Annotated in this window: 19 protein-coding genes; 9 read left to right on the plus strand and 10 right to left on the minus strand. The window is 71.2% G+C overall.

All coding sequences use genetic code 11. The features are described 5' to 3' along the window. Positions 1–107 precede the first annotated feature (107 nt). The 3 genes from ACQEVB_RS39480 (at position 108) to ACQEVB_RS39490 (ending at position 2,638) form a co-directional block, all read left to right on the plus strand. On the plus strand, positions 108–521 hold the full coding sequence (locus ACQEVB_RS39480) for a DUF421 domain-containing protein (protein WP_432984631.1): 414 nt from the start codon (positions 108–110) through the stop codon (positions 519–521). Between the two features lie 135 nt (positions 522–656). Then, entirely contained in the window at positions 657–1,427 is a 771-nt protein-coding gene (locus ACQEVB_RS39485; RefSeq protein ID WP_432984634.1) for an SDR family NAD(P)-dependent oxidoreductase, read from the plus strand. After that, positions 1,424–2,638, plus strand: coding sequence for a cytochrome P450 (locus ACQEVB_RS39490; RefSeq protein WP_432984637.1), 1,215 nt, complete (start codon positions 1,424–1,426; stop codon positions 2,636–2,638). The genes ACQEVB_RS39485 and ACQEVB_RS39490 overlap by 4 nt, the downstream gene beginning before the upstream one ends. 106 nt (positions 2,639–2,744) lie before the next feature. Here the strand turns inward: ACQEVB_RS39490 and ACQEVB_RS39495 are convergent, their stop codons facing one another. Continuing rightward, on the minus strand, positions 2,745–3,440 hold the full coding sequence (locus ACQEVB_RS39495) for a GntR family transcriptional regulator (protein ID WP_432984640.1): 696 nt from the start codon (positions 3,438–3,440) through the stop codon (positions 2,745–2,747). 151 nt (positions 3,441–3,591) lie between these two features. Between ACQEVB_RS39495 and ACQEVB_RS39500 the strand changes: the two genes are divergently transcribed. Continuing rightward, complete coding sequence (locus ACQEVB_RS39500) at positions 3,592–4,434, plus strand: mycofactocin-coupled SDR family oxidoreductase (RefSeq protein ID WP_432984643.1); 843 nt, start codon at positions 3,592–3,594, stop codon at positions 4,432–4,434. Here ACQEVB_RS39500 and ACQEVB_RS39505 read toward each other — a convergent pair. The 4 genes from ACQEVB_RS39505 to ACQEVB_RS39520 are packed head-to-tail and all read right to left on the minus strand — an operon-like array spanning position 4,427 to position 6,894. Then, the gene (locus tag ACQEVB_RS39505; RefSeq protein WP_432984646.1) at positions 4,427–5,086 is read right to left on the minus strand and encodes a class II aldolase/adducin family protein; all 660 of its coding nucleotides are present in this window, start codon (positions 5,084–5,086) and stop codon (positions 4,427–4,429) included. The genes ACQEVB_RS39500 and ACQEVB_RS39505 overlap by 8 nt on opposite strands. After that, positions 5,083–5,484: a nuclear transport factor 2 family protein gene (locus ACQEVB_RS39510; protein WP_432984649.1), complete on the minus strand. Its 402-nt coding sequence runs from the start codon at positions 5,482–5,484 to the stop codon at positions 5,083–5,085. Before ACQEVB_RS39510 ends, ACQEVB_RS39505 begins: the two co-directional genes overlap by 4 nt. 49 nt (positions 5,485–5,533) lie before the next feature. Next, a complete protein-coding gene (locus tag ACQEVB_RS39515; protein ID WP_432984652.1) occupies positions 5,534–5,995 on the minus strand; it encodes an SRPBCC family protein in 462 nt (153 codons plus the stop codon). Then, positions 5,992–6,894: a VOC family protein gene (locus ACQEVB_RS39520; protein WP_432984655.1), complete on the minus strand. Its 903-nt coding sequence runs from the start codon at positions 6,892–6,894 to the stop codon at positions 5,992–5,994. The genes ACQEVB_RS39515 and ACQEVB_RS39520 overlap by 4 nt, the downstream gene beginning before the upstream one ends. Before the next feature lie 185 nt (positions 6,895–7,079). Here ACQEVB_RS39520 and ACQEVB_RS39525 point away from each other — a divergent pair, with 185 nt between their 5' ends. Then, on the plus strand, positions 7,080–7,448 hold the full coding sequence (locus ACQEVB_RS39525; protein WP_432984658.1) for a YciI family protein: 369 nt from the start codon (positions 7,080–7,082) through the stop codon (positions 7,446–7,448). Positions 7,449–7,509: 61 nt separating this feature from the next. Beyond that, positions 7,510–8,379, plus strand: coding sequence for an NAD(P)-dependent oxidoreductase (locus ACQEVB_RS39530; protein ID WP_432984661.1), 870 nt, complete (start codon positions 7,510–7,512; stop codon positions 8,377–8,379). Between the two features lie 229 nt (positions 8,380–8,608). On the opposite strand, the gene ACQEVB_RS39535 is transcribed toward ACQEVB_RS39530, so the two are convergent. From ACQEVB_RS39535 to ACQEVB_RS39555, 5 genes are all read right to left on the minus strand, one after another. Beyond that, the gene (locus ACQEVB_RS39535; RefSeq protein WP_432984664.1) at positions 8,609–9,499 is read right to left on the minus strand and encodes a VOC family protein; all 891 of its coding nucleotides are present in this window, start codon (positions 9,497–9,499) and stop codon (positions 8,609–8,611) included. Beyond that, positions 9,496–10,440: a fumarylacetoacetate hydrolase family protein gene (locus ACQEVB_RS39540; RefSeq protein ID WP_432984667.1), complete on the minus strand. Its 945-nt coding sequence runs from the start codon at positions 10,438–10,440 to the stop codon at positions 9,496–9,498. The genes ACQEVB_RS39535 and ACQEVB_RS39540 overlap by 4 nt, the downstream gene beginning before the upstream one ends. 324 nt (positions 10,441–10,764) lie before the next feature. Continuing rightward, the gene (locus ACQEVB_RS39545; RefSeq protein ID WP_432984670.1) at positions 10,765–12,279 is read right to left on the minus strand and encodes a flavin-containing monooxygenase; all 1,515 of its coding nucleotides are present in this window, start codon (positions 12,277–12,279) and stop codon (positions 10,765–10,767) included. Next, entirely contained in the window at positions 12,279–12,743 is a 465-nt protein-coding gene (locus tag ACQEVB_RS39550; protein WP_432984673.1) for a cupin domain-containing protein, read from the minus strand. Before ACQEVB_RS39550 ends, ACQEVB_RS39545 begins: the two co-directional genes overlap by 1 nt. Before the next feature lie 94 nt (positions 12,744–12,837). After that, positions 12,838–13,602, minus strand: coding sequence for an IclR family transcriptional regulator (locus tag ACQEVB_RS39555; RefSeq protein WP_432984676.1), 765 nt, complete (start codon positions 13,600–13,602; stop codon positions 12,838–12,840). A 70-nt stretch (positions 13,603–13,672) separates the two neighbouring features. Here ACQEVB_RS39555 and ACQEVB_RS39560 point away from each other — a divergent pair, with 70 nt between their 5' ends. The 3 genes from ACQEVB_RS39560 to ACQEVB_RS39570 are packed head-to-tail and all read left to right on the plus strand — an operon-like array spanning position 13,673 to position 15,782. Beyond that, complete coding sequence (locus tag ACQEVB_RS39560; protein WP_432984679.1) at positions 13,673–14,416, plus strand: SDR family oxidoreductase; 744 nt, start codon at positions 13,673–13,675, stop codon at positions 14,414–14,416. Continuing rightward, positions 14,416–14,919, plus strand: a complete 504-nt coding sequence (locus ACQEVB_RS39565) for a cupin domain-containing protein (RefSeq protein ID WP_432984682.1) — start codon at positions 14,416–14,418, stop codon at positions 14,917–14,919. Before ACQEVB_RS39560 ends, ACQEVB_RS39565 begins: the two co-directional genes overlap by 1 nt. Beyond that, positions 14,916–15,782 (plus strand): alpha/beta fold hydrolase, encoded by an 867-nt coding sequence (locus tag ACQEVB_RS39570; protein WP_432984685.1) that lies wholly within the window; start codon positions 14,916–14,918, stop codon positions 15,780–15,782. The genes ACQEVB_RS39565 and ACQEVB_RS39570 overlap by 4 nt, the downstream gene beginning before the upstream one ends. The last annotated feature ends 21 nt before the right edge of the window (positions 15,783–15,803 follow it).

Raw genomic sequence — 15,803 nt, forward strand, 5'->3', positions numbered from 1 at the left:
TCGGTCACACGTGCGCCTGTGCGCTTGCCAGGGTCTCGTGGGCAACGCACGACGAGTTCCGATCACTCGCCGAACCCACCCTCGCCACCGGCGTCATCGCACTGGTCGTGCTGTTCACGATGCAACGGATGTACGGAATGCTCCTGCGGCACCCTCGATTCGCTGCGGTGATCACTCCGCGGCCGGTTCTGCTCATGCTCGACGGCCGGCTGGATGCCAGCGCCCTCCGTAGGAACCGGCTGACGGAGGACGACCTGCGTCAGCGGCTGCGGGAAGCCGGCGTCGCCCGTCGCGATGACATCCACTGCGTCGTCCTCGAGCGCAACGGCTGCATCAGCGTGGTGCGCGCCGCGAGTGAGGTCGACTCCTGGATCACCCAGGACCTGACCTCGGCGCGCGGTGTCTCGCGGACACCCGCGTCGACATGGGGTCGTCCGGCACGAGACATCCGCGATGTCGGAGTTCTCGGTCACCGATGTCGATGCCGCGGAGTCTGCGCGGCCTATCCGTCGCCTGAGTGATCGACATACTGTCCACAGTTTCTGCCCGCTTGACCTGCTGACTGTGCGGCGGTTGACTCGCCGACATAATGTGTACACACTTCAGTGGTGACGACGATCGCGCGCGATGGTTCCGAGGATCAACGTTCCCCGTCTGTGGTCGGGTCGGGTCGGCTGGCCGGGAAGCGGGTGTTGATCACCGGCACCGCCGGTGGTCAGGGCGCGGCGGCGCAGGCCGCGTTCGTGCGCGAGGGTGCCCGGGTGATCGGCTGCGACGTGCAGGCCGGCGCGGCCGAACGCACCGCCGCGGCGCTCGCCGAGCAGGGTTTCGATGTCGCCGGGGACACCGTCGACCTCGCCGATGCTGCGGCCGCGGCTCGTTGGGTCGACGAGTCCGCCGAGCGGCTGGGCGGTATCGACGTGCTCTACAACAACGCGGCCGGGGCCGGGTTCGCGCCGTTCGCGGACATGTCGCTCGACCTCTGGAAGCACGTGCTGCACGTCGAGCTCGACATCGTCTTCCACACCACCCGGCCGGCGTGGCGACACCTGCTGGCCACCGGTAACGCGTCGGTGATCAACACGGCGTCGATGTCGGGGGAGCGGGGCATCGCGCCGCTGGGGCAGGCCGCGCATTCCGCGGCCAAGGGTGGGGTGATCGCGATGACCCGGACCTTGGCCGCCGAGGGCGCTGCCCACGGTGTGCGGGTGAACGCGATCTCGCCCGGGTTCGTGAAGAGCCCGGCGACCGACAAGTTCGTGGGCGACGAGCTGCGCGCGTTCCAGATGGGTATGCACCTGATCCGCCGCCCCGGCACCGGTGAGGACATCGCGCACCTCGCGGTCTACCTGGCCTCGGACGAGTCGGCGTGGGTCACCGGCCAGAACATCTGCATCGACGGCGGGGTCACGGCGGGTTTCCGATGAGCAGCCAACCGCACCCGAACGCGCCGCTCCACGTCGGCGACTGGACCTGCTACACCGCAGCTCCGGACCAGAGCCTCGAGCTGTTCGAACGGGCTCGTGCTCAGTGCCCGGTGGCGCACAGCAGCGGCCACGACGGGTTCGTCATGCTCCTCGACTACGCCGACGTGCGCCGGGCGATGCGCGAGCACGCGGTGTTCTCCTCCGAGCCGCAGGTGTTGCGGCCGATGCTGCCGCGCAAGCCGATCCCCGGGCTGGAGACCGATCCGCCGCAGCATGCGCAGTGGCGGGCGCTCTACAACGCGGCCGTGGCCCCGCGGGCGGTCGCCGCGGTGGAGCCGTTCGTGCGCGCCGACATCAACCGGCACATCGACGCGTTCATCGGCCGTGGGTCGGCCGATCTCGTCGACGAGCTCACCGAGCCCGTCCCGGCCGAGGCGATCTGCCATCTCGTCGGGCTGGACGACGACCTCGTGCCGCAGGTGCGCGAGCTGGCGATCGCGATGTTCGCCGCACAGGGCGATCCCGAGGAGTTCGGCCGCCGCCAGGCCGAGTTCGGCGCGGTCACCGTGACCGAGTTGCACAAGCGGCGGGCACAGCCGCGTGAGGACTACCTGACCGAGCTCGCGCACGCCGAGGTCATGGGGCGTGCGCTGGACGACGACGACCTCGTCGTCCTGATGGCGGCGTTCCTGGGCGCCGGCCACCACAGCACCACGTCGGCCATGACCAGCATGCTGTTCGAGGTCTACTCCCGCCCGGACGTGCTGGCCGCGGTGCTCGCCGACCCTGCTCTGGTCGTCGTCGCCGCCGAGGAGGCGCTGCGGCTGCGCCCGCCGTTCTTCGGGTTCTTCCGGCGGACCGTGACGCCGGTCGACGTGGCGGAGGTGCACATCGATGTAGGGACCGACGTCTACCTGGGCTGGGCGGCGGCCAACCGCGACCCTCAGGTCTTCGACCGGCCGGGGGAGTTCCGACTCGACCGCTCGCACAACCGGCACGTCAGCTTCGGACACGGCATCCACACTTGCCCCGGCGCCGCGCTTGCGCGCATGGAGATGCGCGTCCTGCTGCAGGAGATGCTGCGCCGACTTCCCGACCTCCGCATCGAGGCGAGCGAGCTGGTCTGCGAGTTCGGCGGCGGCGACTACGCCTTCGCGGCGCACCTGCCGGTGACGTTCCGCCCGCCTGGACCCGACAGCGGCGCCACCTGACCGTACCGGGCAGGCGGTGTCCCGCGTGGGCGGGCTTCTGCTTGTCCGCCTAGTGCGCACACTTTGCGGCGCACAGGTCAGCGCCCCCGGATGGCGACGGTGGGACTCAGGCGACCGGCGGCGCGGTGCCGGTGCCACCGCAGAGCAGTTCCAGCGCGGCGTCAACGCAGGGGGTGCCGCGGCCAGGGGCGTGTGCCTCGACGACCCGGCGTGCGGTGCCGGAGAGGTGGTGTGCCATCGTGCGGACGGCGGCCTGTCCATCGCCGTCCCGGACGGCGTCGAAGATCGACTGGTGTTCGCGCTGGCGGGCTTCGAAGTCCTGGGTGTGGGTGAGCTGGTCGATCCGTACGTAGCGTTCGCTCTGCTCGGCGTAGGAGCTGATCGTGCGCAGTACCGGGGTGCCGCTGCGGCCGACGAGCAGGCGGTGGAACCGCCGGTGGGCGAGGGCCCAGCTGGCCATGTCGCCGGCGCGGTAGGTCCGGTCCATCTCCTTGAACGCGGCGGTGGCTGCGCGGGACTCCTCGCGGGTGAGACGGCCGGCGGTGACCCGGGCGCCGAGCGCCTCGAGGGTGACGCGGGCGGCGTAGAGCGAGTCGAGCTCCTCGGCGTCGAGGCCGAGCACGACGCTGCGCTGGTTGGGCTCGGCCGAGACCAGGCCCTCCTCCTGCAGCATGCGGAACGCCTCACGCAGGGGGGTCCGCGACACGGCCAGCACGCGGGCCAGCTCGGCCTGCTTGAGCTGGGTGCCCGGGGGGACGGTCCCGGAGATGATGAGGTCGCGCAGGTAGGCATGGACGCTCACGCTCGTATGGCGTGGATCCGCGATGCGCAGGCCCTCGCGGCCCGCCAACAGCTCGCCAATCGACACCCCATGAGTGTATGCACGCCGTGCCGCCCAGGCTAACTGGCCTGGCCAGCTTGACTCCGACCGACAAACTGTGCACACTTCATGCATGTCCAACGGTGGTCGCGTGCAGGGCAAGGTCGCGTTCATCTCCGGTGCGGCACGTGGCCAGGGCCGCTCGCACGCCGTCGGCCTGGCCCGGGAGGGCGCCGACGTCATCGCCTTCGACGTGTGCGGGCCCGTCGAGTACTCGGGCGTGCCGGCGGCGAGCGCGGACGATCTCGCCGAGACCGTCGAGCTCGTGGAGAAGGTGGGCGGGCGGATCGTGGCCGGGCAGGCCGACGCCCGCGACGTCGACGCCGTCCGTGAGGTGTTCGAGCGCGGCGTGGGCCAGTTCGGCCGCGTCGACGTCGTGGTCGCCAATGCCGGGATCCAGGGGCTTGCTTCGGCCACCGCCGACGACTCCGAGGACAACTGGCGCGCGGTGCTCGACACCAACCTCACCGGGGTGTGGAACACCGCGCGCGTCGCCGTCCCGCGGATGGTCGCCCAAGGCGAGGGTGGGGCGATCCTGCTGGTCAGCTCCTCGCTCGCGCTGAAGGCTGCGCCCAACTTCGGCGCCTACTCGGCGGCCAAGCACGGGGTGGTCGGCCTGATGCGCTCGTTCGCGGTCGAGTTGGCCCAGCACTCGATCCGGGCCAACTCGATCCACCCGACCACCGTGCCGACGCCGCTGCTGCTGAACGAGAACAACTGGCGCATCTTCCGACCGGACCTGGAGAAGCCGCAGCTCGACGACGTCATCGACCTCTACCGCGGCATCAACTTGCTGCCGGTGCCGTGGGTGGAGAGCGAGGACATCACCCACGCCGTGGTCTACCTGGCCTCCGACGAGGCCCGCTACGTGACCGGCGTCGCGCTGCCCGTGGACGCCGGGATGTCGATCAAGTAGTGCTCGCGAGGTGCCGCCACAGCCGCTCCAGCAGGGCCGGCCCGGCGGCCTGCCACGCGGCGATCTCGTCGTCGTCGAGCGTGCGGGCGGCGTGGCCCGCGATGGCCAGCCGCACCCGGCAGGCTGCGTCCAGGAGCCACATCCGCGCGACGGCGAGGCCGGGGGAGGCGCCCGTGGTGAGTGCTCCGTTGCCGCGCAGCAGCACCGCGTCGGCGCCGCCGAGCGTGCCGGCCGCGGCCGTGGCCAGCTCGGCGGTGCGCAGGAGCCGGGCCACCGGGTGGACCGGCACCCGCCGGCCCAACCAGGCAGCCTGGCCGTGCAGCGGAGTGAGCTCCGCGCAGACCGCGGCCGCCGCGAACGCCGACTCCGGCTGCGCCCGCGCGACCGCACCGACGTCCGGCCGGGCCCGGTAGATCGCCACGTGCGCCCAGGTCTCCGGTGCGGCGTCCGCGGGTAGCCGGTCCGCCGCAGGGTCGACGGTGACGAGCCCGTCCATGGTCACCGCGGCGGGCGCGACCGGCGGCGTGACCACGACGTGGTCCCCGATCCGCGCCGACACGTGCCCGAACGCCGTGACGAGGCCGTGCCGGGCCAGGGTGCGGGCGGCCCGGACGACCTCCTCACGGATCTGCAGCTCGAACGCGTCGGTCACGAGACCGCAGCGGTCTCCTGCGACTCCGCCTGGAGGGTGGCGAACAGCGGGGCGAGGTCGATGTGGATGCGCAGCGACGAGACCAGTCCGTCGGGGGCGCGGTCAAGGATCGACACGCAGGGCAGCGGGACGGCCGCGCCGCCCTTCGTGGTGTAGTGCGTGACCACCTCGAGCACGCACGTGGTGCCGTCGTTGACGTCCCACCGGTTGCGCACCTCGTGGCGCAGGCCGCCGATCAGCGAGAAGAACCCGCCGATCGCCTCCTTGATCGCCGCTCGGCCCACGGCGGGTGGGTTGTTGGCGAAGACGACCGTGGCGTCGCTGGTGTGGCGGGCCACGTACTCGTCCAGCCGCATGGCGTCGACGTCGGCGTAGTAGTCGGTGATCCAGTCGGACATCGTCGTACCTTCCGGTCGGGGACCTGTCGGAATGCCGGGACGGTGGGGATCAGACGGTGGCACCGCCGGCGATGCGCCGGACGGCATCGAGCGTGGCGGCGACCGCGGCGCGGTAACCGTCGGTCATCTGGTCGGCGTGCTCCCGCTCGCCCGCCGACCCACCCGGCTCGCCGGCCACCACCAGTGCGAAGCTGAACCGCAGCACCAACTCGGACTCGTCCCCCTCGATCTCGTTCGCGATCGTGCCCAGCACCGGGCCCGCGGTGCGGGTGAACACCACCCGATGTGGCTCCTCGAGGGTGATCCGCTCGGAGAACGCCTGCCCGCGGTAGACGATGTCGCGGTCGAACACGGTGTCGGACAGGCGCGCGGTCACCACGCACTCGGTCATCGACGGGACGAACGGCAACGCGTTGTCGGCCTTCTGCACCAGCCCGTCCCACAGCATCTCGCGGGTGATCACCGGATGGCCCGGCTCGTTGACGGGGACAGCGTGCGTCACGAAGATCATGCGCTGTTCGCCTCCTGTGCGCGCAACTGCGGTTGGGTGCTGGGCTTGCGGGTGGGTCCGAGCCACATGTCGATCGAGCCCGGCTCTGCGGGATCGAAGAACCGTGGCGTCCACGCGGCCTCGTCGGTGATCCGCCGGACGCCGTAGGAGTACTCGTAGGTCAGCCCCTCCGGGCCGAGGAAGTAGATGAAGATCGCCCCGGACTGCGGGTGCCGGCCCGGCCCCTGCTCGATCTGCACGCCGTGCTCGGTGAGGAAGTGCCAGTTGCGGAAGACGTCGTCGATCTCGGCGACCTGGAAGTTCACGTGGCAGAGGCCCGGCTCCGCGCCCTTGAACACGGCGAGCTTGTGGTGCACCTCGTCGATGCGCATCAGGCAGGCGGCGTCACCGATCCAGTCGGAGACGCGCGCGTTGAACGTGGTGGACCAGAACCGGTAGGCCTCCGCGGTGTCGGGGGCGTCGAGGCAGAGGTGACCGAACTCGGTGATGCCGGCGTGTCGCGCGACCTCCACGGGGCGGGCCAGCGTCTGCTGGCCGACGACCAGCTCGATGCGGTTGCCGAACGGGTCGTCGAACCCGACGAACGCCCCCACCCGTCGCGACCGCGACTCGTCCGCGGTGCCGCGGCGCACGGCGAACCCACGGGTCTCCAGCTCGGTCTCGGCCAGCGCCAGCGCGTCCTCGTCGCGCACGCTGAACGCGGAGGCGATCACGCCGGAGCCGCCCTCGACGAACGCCAGGCAGTGGTGGCGGGCGTCGGCCCGCAGGTGCGCGACGCCAGGCTCCCCATCGACGTCGTCCACCCGTTGCAGCCCCACCACGTCCACCGCGAACCGGACCGCACCGGCGAGATCCGCCGCGCCCGATCGCACGTACGCGATGTCGGTCAGCTCGATCATGCTCGTCCTCCCGTCAGCGCCGTGGGGGCTGCCCCGATCAGAGTGGATACACTTATTGTCGTTGTCAACCCACGCTGCGTGCCTGGGTTGCGATCGGCGGGACATGGAGGGACTGGATCGTTCCGGTAACGGAACTATAGCGGGGAGCCTTGCCGACCACCTCAAGACTGCATACAGTTTCCCCCATGTCGTCGTCGACAACCGCGAAGCTGCTGGGCTGCGACTACTGGCTCGTCGTGTCGACCCCGCACGCGTCGACGACGGCCGAGGACATCGGTGCCCACGTCGACGAGCACATCGGCTGGCTGCTGTCGCTCGAGGAGACCGGCAGCCTGCTGATGTCGGGTCCGTTGGTGGACGGCCCCGAGGTGCGGGCCGGATGCGGGATGACCGTGCTGCGTGCCGTCGACGCGGCCGAGGCGCGAGCGCTCGCCGAGCAGGACCCGTTCGTGCGGGCCGGTCTGCGATCGTTCGACCTGTTCCTCTGGCGGATCAACGAGGGGTCGGTCGGGATCACGGCGTCGCTCGGGACGGGGACGTTCCGGTGGCACTGAATCTGGCGCTGAGTCGCGAGGTGGCGATCGTCGAGGCGGCACCGGCGGAGGGACAGATGCGATGACCACGGTCGGAGTGATCGGGTTGGGCCGGATGGGCCTGCCGATCGCGATCAACCTGATCGAGCGAGGCTTCGACGTCATCGGCTACCGCCGTCACCCGGGCCCGGAGTTCGCAGCGGCCGGCGTCGCGCCGGCGGACTCGCCGGCCGATCTCGCTGCCCGGTCGGACGTGATCGTCTCGATCCTGCCCGGCATCGACGCCGTACGTGAGGTCGTGCTCGGCCCGTCGGGCACGCTCACGGCGCTGCGCCGCGGCACGGTTCACATCGAGATGAGCACGCTCGACGTGCAGGCGAAGGCGGCGGTGCGGGATCTGGTACAGGAGGCGGGTGGTGATCTGCTGGACGCCCCGATCAGTGGCAGTCCGAGCATGGTCGCTCCTCGGATGGCGACCACGTTCGCCTCGGGCAACGCGGAGAGCGTCGAGGCCGTGGCAGAGGTACTGGCGGCGATTTCGGGGCCGTGGGTACCGGCAGGAGAGTTCGGGCGAGGTGTGCACTTCAAGTACATCGCGAACCACCTGCTGGCCGTGCACACCGTCGCCGCTGCGGAAGCGATGGCGATGGCGAAGCGCTCCGGACTCGATCTCGACGTCGTGCAGCGCACGATCGACGAGTCCATCGGCGGCTCGGCGGTGTTCCGCCGATTCGGCCCGCGCATGCGCAAACGAGAGTGGTCGCCCGCGCCAGGACCCATCGACACCCTGCACGCCATCCTCGAGCAGATAGCCGAGCACGGCCGGCGGCTGGGGGTGCGCACCCCCACCTTCGATGCCGCCAAGCGGGAGTTCGACCTGGCCGTCGCCGACGGCTGGGGCCAGCTCGACGTCTCCAGCGTGCACGACCGACTGGCCGATGCCGAGGACTGACGAGCCGACCGGTCCGACGCGACACCGGCGTGCGATGGGCGGAGTCGGCCGAGGACGAGGTCGGTCCGAACGCCGGCGATCGCGGCTCGTGCTGACCCAGCAGTTCCTCGGCCCGGTCCGCGACTGCGTCGATGGTGGTCCGGATCGTGGTCCCTGCTCGGTCAGACCCTTGCAAAAGGGCCGGCGGCCACCGAGCGCGCCTGGCGTGAACGTCGCAGCGGGGATCGGGTCAGTGGTCGAGTGACGGTGGGTCGATCGGACCCCACTGGTTGACGGTGGCGAGGTCGACCTCCCAGGTCTTGGGGCCCATGGGGTGTTCCTCGTGCCACGGCCGCGGCTCCCACTGCCCGGTGCGCTCGTCGTGCACGACGTCGATCTGGGTGAACAGTTCGACGACGTTGCCGTCGGGGTCGCGGTGGTAGGTGAACAGGTTGTGGCCGGGGCCGTGCCGCCCGGGGCCCCAGTGCAGGCGGCGGCCGTTCTGCGCGAGGTGGTCGAGCATAGCGATGAGGTGGTTGGGGTCGCGCATCTCGTAGGCGATGTGGTGCATGCCCTGGAACTTCTGGCTGGCCATGAAGTTGGCGGCGTGGTGGTCGGCGTTGCAGCGCAGGAACACGAAGAAGTCGCCGACGGTGTCCGACCACCGGAAGCCGAGCAGGTCCTGGTAGAAGTCCTGCATCGGCGCGAGCTCGGGCGTGTAGGCGGCGACGTGGCCGAGCTTGGTGGGCCGCAGCGGGGTGTACCCGGCGACCCCCGACGGGTCCTGGCTGGTCATGAGGTGCAGCGGTACCCCGGTGCCCGGCTCTTCCAGCACGAGCACGTCGGGGGTGCCGGGGCCGATGTCGCTGCGCCGCTGGGTGTCGTAGCCGGCCTCCTTGAGCCGGCGGGCGGCGTCGTCGAGGTCCTCCCACAGCTCGTACCCGACGATCGTGCGCGCCTTGCCCTCACCTTTGGTGATCACGACGCAGTGGTGGTCGGTGCCGGTGGTGAGGAACGCGCCCTGCGGGGATTCCTCGACGAGGTGGAAGTCGAGCACCTTGGTGTAGTACTCGACCATGCGCGCCACGTCGGGGGTTTCGAACCCGACGTAGCCGAGCTTGGAGACGCGGACGGCGGTCATCGTGCGGGTCCTCTCATGGGTGTCTCGGTGACAGGGTTGCGCAGCCGGCCGATGCCGTCGATCTCGGCGACGACGTCGTCGCCGGGTTGCAGGAAGTCCCGGTGCGGGTAGCCGACACCGGCAGGCGTGCCGGTGGCGATGACGTCTCCGGGTTCGAGGGTGACGGTGGCGCTGGCCGCGGCGATGAGCTCCCAGATTCCGGTGACCATGTCGGTGGTGGTGGAGTCCTGCTTGACGACCCCGTTCACCGACAGTCGCAGAGCGATCCGGTGCGGGTCGTCCACGAGCCAGTCGGGGACGATGCCGGGCCCCATCGGGCAGGACGCGTCGCCGGCCTTGGCGCGCATCCAGTCGTGCGCGAACGGCGGGGCGACCGGGTCGGTGCGGGCGAGCTGGTCGCGCGCGGAGACGTCGTTCACCACCGTCCAGCCGGCGACGTGCTCACGGGCCCGCGCGGGGGTCACGTCGGTGGTGCGGCGGCCGATCACGGCGGCCAGCTCGACCTCCCAGTCGATCATCCGGTCGGGGCGGGTCGGCAGCAGGATCGGCTCGTCCGGGCCGATGACCGAGGTGGTGGGTGGTTTGAAGAAGAAGTACGGGTCGACCGCGCCGGATGGCCGCTCGACGCCCATCTCCTGCAGGTGCGCGTAGTAGTTGGCGCCCGCGCAGAGCACCTTGCGCGGGTAGCGCAGCGGCGCGAGCAGCACGGCGTCCTCGACGGGGGCGAACTCGCCCGGAGCGAGCGTCCGCAGCGTGGGGGAGAAGACGTCCCACGCGTCCAGGACGTCGAGCATCGTCAGCCCGGCGAACTCGGCCGGTCCTCGCAAGACCATCTCCCCGGCGAGGATGCCGATCTCCGCTTTCGCCGGATCGCCCTGGTGGTAGGTGACCAGCGCCCACGGTGGTTCACGCAGGTCGTCCGCGTTGTCCTGACTCGGCATCGGAGCCCCCCTTCAGGAACCAATAGTGCACACACTTTGGGTGCGAGGTCAACGTCCCTCCCACCGGGTGGCGACCGGCCTGTCGATGCTCAGCGATTCCTTGATCGGCGCGCGGGCTGGCGACGATGTGCACCTCGGCGAGGTGCTGGCTCGTCGGCCCGGCGCGACGCGTGCGAGGCAACAAGTGTATGCACGATCGGTATCGGGGCGGTGGGCTGACGGCCCTTCGCCCTGGCCGAGCGACGGCGAGGTTCGGCGACCCGCTCCGACGAACTCGCCATCACCTACCGCGCCGCCACCGTCCTCGGTGCCGGCATCACCTGGTCACGCCTGTGGGGAGGCACGCCCTGCGACGGGGACCGGGTCCGTGGTGTCGGTCAGCCCTGACAGCCGCTGGAGGAGCGCCGGTGTGATCGGGCGGTAGGCCTTCGGATCCACCGGGTTCAGCCAGTGCGCCGCCCGGATCCGCCGCGGGATGTTCAGGCCGAGGTCGCCGAGCACCTCGTCCACGTTGTGCAGGGAGAACGGGATGATCTTCGTGCCGCGGCAGTGGTGGGTGTCGGTCGCGGCGTCCATGAACGCCAGCTGCTCGGCCACGGCCTGCCGCATCTGCGCGGGCTCGGGGCGGGCCACCGCGCCGACCAGGTCCGCCGCGATCCACAGCGCTGCCATCTCGGCGTTGAGCGGGGAGAAGAACGACGAGTTGTAGCCGTTGAAGTACAGACCCGGGACGTCGACGGGCAGGATCTGGCGGTAGAGCGCGAAGTTGCCGCGCTCGTCGAGCACGCGAGCGGTGACGTCCGCGTCGAGGAACGGCACGCCCTGCCGGAACCCGGTCGCGCACACCACGACGTCGGCGGGGAGCACGGTGCCGTCGACGAGTTCGGCGATCGGTGCGCCCTCGCGCGCGCCGAGGCGGGCGATGGTGCTGTCGCGGTGCACGGTGATCGTGCCGTCGCGCACGCCCTCGAAGAAGCCCTCCGACGCCAGGCCGATGGCGCCGCGGACGATGTCCTCCATCTGCCCGGCCGGCAGCAGGCCGAGCTCCTTCAGTCCGAACTGGCGCACCGAGATCGAGCCGACCGAGTTGAGGAGGCTGCGCCGCACGCCGTTGCCCGGCCCGTGCAGGAACTTCTCGAACCCGCGCAGCCGGATGTAGCGGAACAGCGCCTCGCCCATGCGCGTGAGCAGCAGCATCTTGAAGTTCACGACGCCGCCGACCTTGCGCGGCACCTTCCACAGCATCTGCCGCGCCACGACGTCGGTGGACGCGGTGGTTCCGGCGATCGCGGCGGCGATGTCGCACGCCGACTTCCCGTAGCCGACGACGACCACGTGCTTGTCGCGGCCCTCCTCGGCGCTGTGGAAGTCGGAGCCGGCGCACAGGCGCCCGCCCGCCGCGGTGAACTCGGCCAGCCCGGGGTACTCGGGGACGGCCGGTTCGCAGAACACACCGTTGGCGACGACGAGCCGGTCGAAGCGCTCGCTCGCGCCGGCCGTGCGAACCGTCCACCCGGTACCGTCCGGCGCGGCCGAGGTGACCTCGGTGCCCAGCCGCAGCCGCGGGCCGAGCCCGAACACGTCGACGTACGAGGCGAGCCACTGCTGGACCTGCTCGCCGGTTGGCCACTCCGGGTAGGCGCGCGGCATCGGATGGTCGGAGAACGCGTACTGCGCCTTCGGGCTCTGCGTGGTGAGCCCGGGGTAGCGGCGGGTGGCGCTCCAGACACCGCCGACGTCCCGGGCGCGGTCGTAGACGACGACGTCGTGGCCGGCCTGCTGCAGCACCTTGGCGGTGGTGAGGCCGGCGACGCCGGCCCCGATGATCGCGATCCGCATCAGGACGCCTGTGGCGGGAGCTGCAGCTCGATGCCGAAGTCGGCCATGATCCCCTTCAGCACCGCGATGTCCTTCGGGCCCGGCGGGAGATCGGCGAGCGCCTGGTAGTAGTCCTCGAGCCCGGCCGGCGACACCACCGAGATCACCCGCGCCTCCTCCTTCGAGGAGTTCGTGAACGTGTGGATCACGTTGCGCGGCAGGAAGAGGTAGTCGCCGTGCTCCAGCACGAAGTCCTGCCCGCCCAGGTGGACGTCGAGGCGCCCGGCGATGCAGAGGAACGACTCGTCCTCGCGAGTGTGCAGGTGCGGCGGTGGACCCGAGGTCTGCGCCGGCACGGCGTACTCGAACATCGAGTAGGCGTCGTGTGTCGACTTGCCGTTCGTCTTCATCGTGATGCCCAGCCCGATCGCCGGGATCTGTCGACCGTCGCGGGACGCGAGCATGTATCCGCCGCCGAGGCTCACCGTGATCTCCTTCTGCCCGGGTGTGTCGGGGACCACAGCGTGTGGCACCGACTGGCGGGGACAAAGCCGGCGTCCCGGTCAGCGGGACACGGGCCTAGCGTCGGGCCGAGTACGCCCGCGAGGACGCGGCCGCGGCCAGCCGCACCGCAGGCCCGGTGCGGTCGGGCGTGACCAGTGCCGAGGGTCCGGTGACCGACAGCGCCGCGACCACGTCACCGAGCGGGCCGAAGATCGGCGCGGCCACGCAGGTCACCCCCACGTTGCCCTCCTCGCGATCCACCGCCCAGCCGCGGTCGGGGATCGCGGCGAGCTCGCGCAGCACCGCTTCGGACGTCGTCAGCGTGCGCCGGGTGCGCGCCGGCATCCCGGCCTCCAGCACGGCGGTGACGGTGGCGGCCTCGGAGTAGGCGAGGATCGCCCGGCCCAGGCCGGAGCAGTACGCCGGGATCGTGCCGCCCACCTGCGAGAGCATCGGCATCGGCCGGTGCCCGGTGATCTTCTCGACGACCAGGATCTGCGTGCCGTCGAGCACCCCGAGCTGCACCGTGGTGCGTGTCGCGACGTGCAGGTCCTGCAGGAACGGCAGGACCGACTCGCGCAGCTCCAGGCGCACCGGGGCGAGTCCGGAGAGCTCGAAGATGCGGTTCCCGATGCGGTAGCGATCGGCCGGCTTGTCGAGCCAGCCCAACCGGATCATCCGGTCGGCGGTGCGGTGCGTGGTCGATCGGGGCAACCCGCACCGGGCGACGAGCCCGGCGAGCGTCAGCTCCCGATGGGTGTCGTCGAACGCGCCCAGGATCGCGGCGGCCCGGTCGAGGCCGCCCATGGCGTCCCCGCCGTCCCGCTGCGCGGGACTCACGGTCGACTCCGGCGTCGCACGCGGCCCAGGCTAGCCGGGACGGATCGGGTTCGGCATCGGAGTTCGACACATGACCACACGCACCGCCGTCGTCGGCGGGGGTGGCAGCGGCATCGGCTACGCCTCCGCCGCGGCACTGGGACGAGCCGGACACCGGCTGGTGATCACCGGACGGCGCACGGAGCCGCTGGTGGCGGCCGCGGAGCGGTTGCGGGCCGACATCGGCGCCGACGTGACCCCGGTCGTCGCCGACGTCACCGATCCCGGCTCGGCGAAGGCCGTGCTGGGCGCTGCCGGTGCGCTCGACGTGCTCGTCCTCAACGCCGGCGGACCGCCGCCCGGCCGCGTCCTCGACGTCGACGACGCGGCCTGGCAGCACGCGTTCGAGCTGCTGCTGCTCGGGCCGCTGCGGCTGGCCCGGCTGGCGCTGCCGGACATGGCCGCGCGCGGGTTCGGCCGGGTCGTCGTGGTCACCTCGACCGCGGTGCGCCAACCGCAGCCCGATCTCGCCATGTCCGTAGTGCTGCGGTCGGCCATGACCGCGGCGGCGAAGCTGCTCTCCCACGAGTTCGCCGCCGGCGGAGTGACCGTCAACTGCGTGGCGCCCGGCTCGACCGACACCGAGCGGAGGGCGCAGATCATCGCGGCTCGCGGGCCGGACGCCGACGCCGTCGACCTCGCGCACGTCCCGGCCGGCCGGGCGGCCACTCCCGGCGAGATCGCCGCGGCCGTGGCCTTCCTGGCATCACCGGAGGCGAGCTACGTCAACGGGACCGTGCTCACGGTCGACGGCGGACGGACGGAGACGATCTGATGGCTCTCTCGGGACCCGGCTTCAGCCTGGGGGAGTTCCTCGGCTCCCTGTCGGACACGGTGCGGCCGAGCACCTTGCGCCCGGTCGTGGTGCACGCCGACGAGCTGGAGCCGCTGCCGGCCGGGCAGGTGCACAACCCGTCGGCGCTCGCGATCGTCGGCCGGTTGCCGACGACGACGTTCGAGATCTTCCGGCAGACGATCCCGCCGGGGGAGAGCTCGGACATGCAGCGCCACCACCACGAGACCGTGCACTATGTGATCTCCGGGTCGGGCCACAGCGAGATCGAGGACGACACCGCGGCGTGGGCGACCGGTGACTTCGTCTACACCCCGCCGTGGACCTGGCACCGCCACTACAACGACTCGGCCGAGCACCCCGTCGAGTTCCTGACCATCGAGAACTCCCGGCTGCTCGCGCTGCTCGGCGTGGGCAGGCGGCAGAGCGCCGGCCTGGCCACCCTCGCCGAGGCGCGGGCCCGATTCGCGGAGGAGACACCGTGACCCACATCAGCATCTGGGGCGAGCTGGCCGACGTCGACCACACGCTGCGCCACGTCGACGTGAGCGGTGTGCGCACCCGCGTCCTGCAGGCCGGCACCGGGCCCGATCTCGTGCTGCTGCACGGCACCGGCGGGCACCTGGAGGCCTACGCCCGCGACATCGCCGGCCTGGCCGCCGACTTCCGCGTGACCTGCTACGACATGGTCGGGCACGGCTGGTCGGACCTGCCCGACCGCCCGTTCACCATCGACGTCCTCTCCGACCATCTGCTGGGCACGATGGACGCGCTCGGCATCGACACGGCGCACCTGTCCGGCGAGTCGCTGGGCGGCTGGGTGGTCGCGTGGACCGCCGCGCACCACCCCGACCGCGTCGAGCGGTTGGTGCTCAACACGCCGGGCAACATCGCGAACAAGCCCGAGGTGATGGCAAGGATGCGCGACAGTACCCGTGCCGCCGTGCAGGACCCGAGCTACGCGACCGTCCGATCCCGGGTGGAGTTCCTGTTCCACCACGAGGAGCTGGTCACCGACGAGCTGGTGCGGCTGCGCCAGGCCGTGTACACCCGGCCCGGGTTCCGCCGCTCGGTGGAGAACATCCTCGTGCTGCAGGACCCGCAGGTGCGCAAGGCGTTCGCGTGGGACCCGTCGTGGGTCGCGCGGATCACCGCCCCGACGTTGCTGCTGTGGACGGAGCACGACCCCACCGGCGGGCTCGACGAGGCCGATCTCCTGCTTGGCTGGCTGCTCGACGCGCGGCTGCACGTGATCGCCGACGCCGGGCACTGGCCGCAGTGGGAGAAGGTCGAGGAGTACCTGCAGGCCCACCACGACTTCCTGCTCCTCGGCAAGGACCCCTCATGAGCGAGCGTGCGAGCGAGTCAT

It is taken from the genome of Pseudonocardia sp. CA-107938 (genome assembly GCF_050936315.1).
Taxonomy (GTDB): domain Bacteria; phylum Actinomycetota; class Actinomycetes; order Mycobacteriales; family Pseudonocardiaceae; genus Pseudonocardia.

Coding starts and splice junctions, on each gene's coding strand:
- ACQEVB_RS39490 (WP_432984637.1), top strand. CDS start 1,424: ATGAGCAGCCAACCGCACCCGAACGCGCCGCTCCACGTCGGCGACTGG.
- ACQEVB_RS39500 (WP_432984643.1), top strand. CDS start 3,592: ATGTCCAACGGTGGTCGCGTGCAGGGCAAGGTCGCGTTCATCTCCGGT.
- ACQEVB_RS39510 (WP_432984649.1), bottom strand. CDS start 5,484: ATGTCCGACTGGATCACCGACTACTACGCCGACGTCGACGCCATGCGG.
- ACQEVB_RS39515 (WP_432984652.1), bottom strand. CDS start 5,995: ATGATCTTCGTGACGCACGCTGTCCCCGTCAACGAGCCGGGCCATCCG.
- ACQEVB_RS39520 (WP_432984655.1), bottom strand. CDS start 6,894: ATGATCGAGCTGACCGACATCGCGTACGTGCGATCGGGCGCGGCGGAT.
- ACQEVB_RS39525 (WP_432984658.1), top strand. CDS start 7,080: ATGTCGTCGTCGACAACCGCGAAGCTGCTGGGCTGCGACTACTGGCTC.
- ACQEVB_RS39530 (WP_432984661.1), top strand. CDS start 7,510: ATGACCACGGTCGGAGTGATCGGGTTGGGCCGGATGGGCCTGCCGATC.
- ACQEVB_RS39535 (WP_432984664.1), bottom strand. CDS start 9,499: ATGACCGCCGTCCGCGTCTCCAAGCTCGGCTACGTCGGGTTCGAAACC.
- ACQEVB_RS39540 (WP_432984667.1), bottom strand. CDS start 10,440: ATGCCGAGTCAGGACAACGCGGACGACCTGCGTGAACCACCGTGGGCG.
- ACQEVB_RS39545 (WP_432984670.1), bottom strand. CDS start 12,279: ATGCGGATCGCGATCATCGGGGCCGGCGTCGCCGGCCTCACCACCGCC.
- ACQEVB_RS39560 (WP_432984679.1), top strand. CDS start 13,673: ATGACCACACGCACCGCCGTCGTCGGCGGGGGTGGCAGCGGCATCGGC.
- ACQEVB_RS39565 (WP_432984682.1), top strand. CDS start 14,416: ATGGCTCTCTCGGGACCCGGCTTCAGCCTGGGGGAGTTCCTCGGCTCC.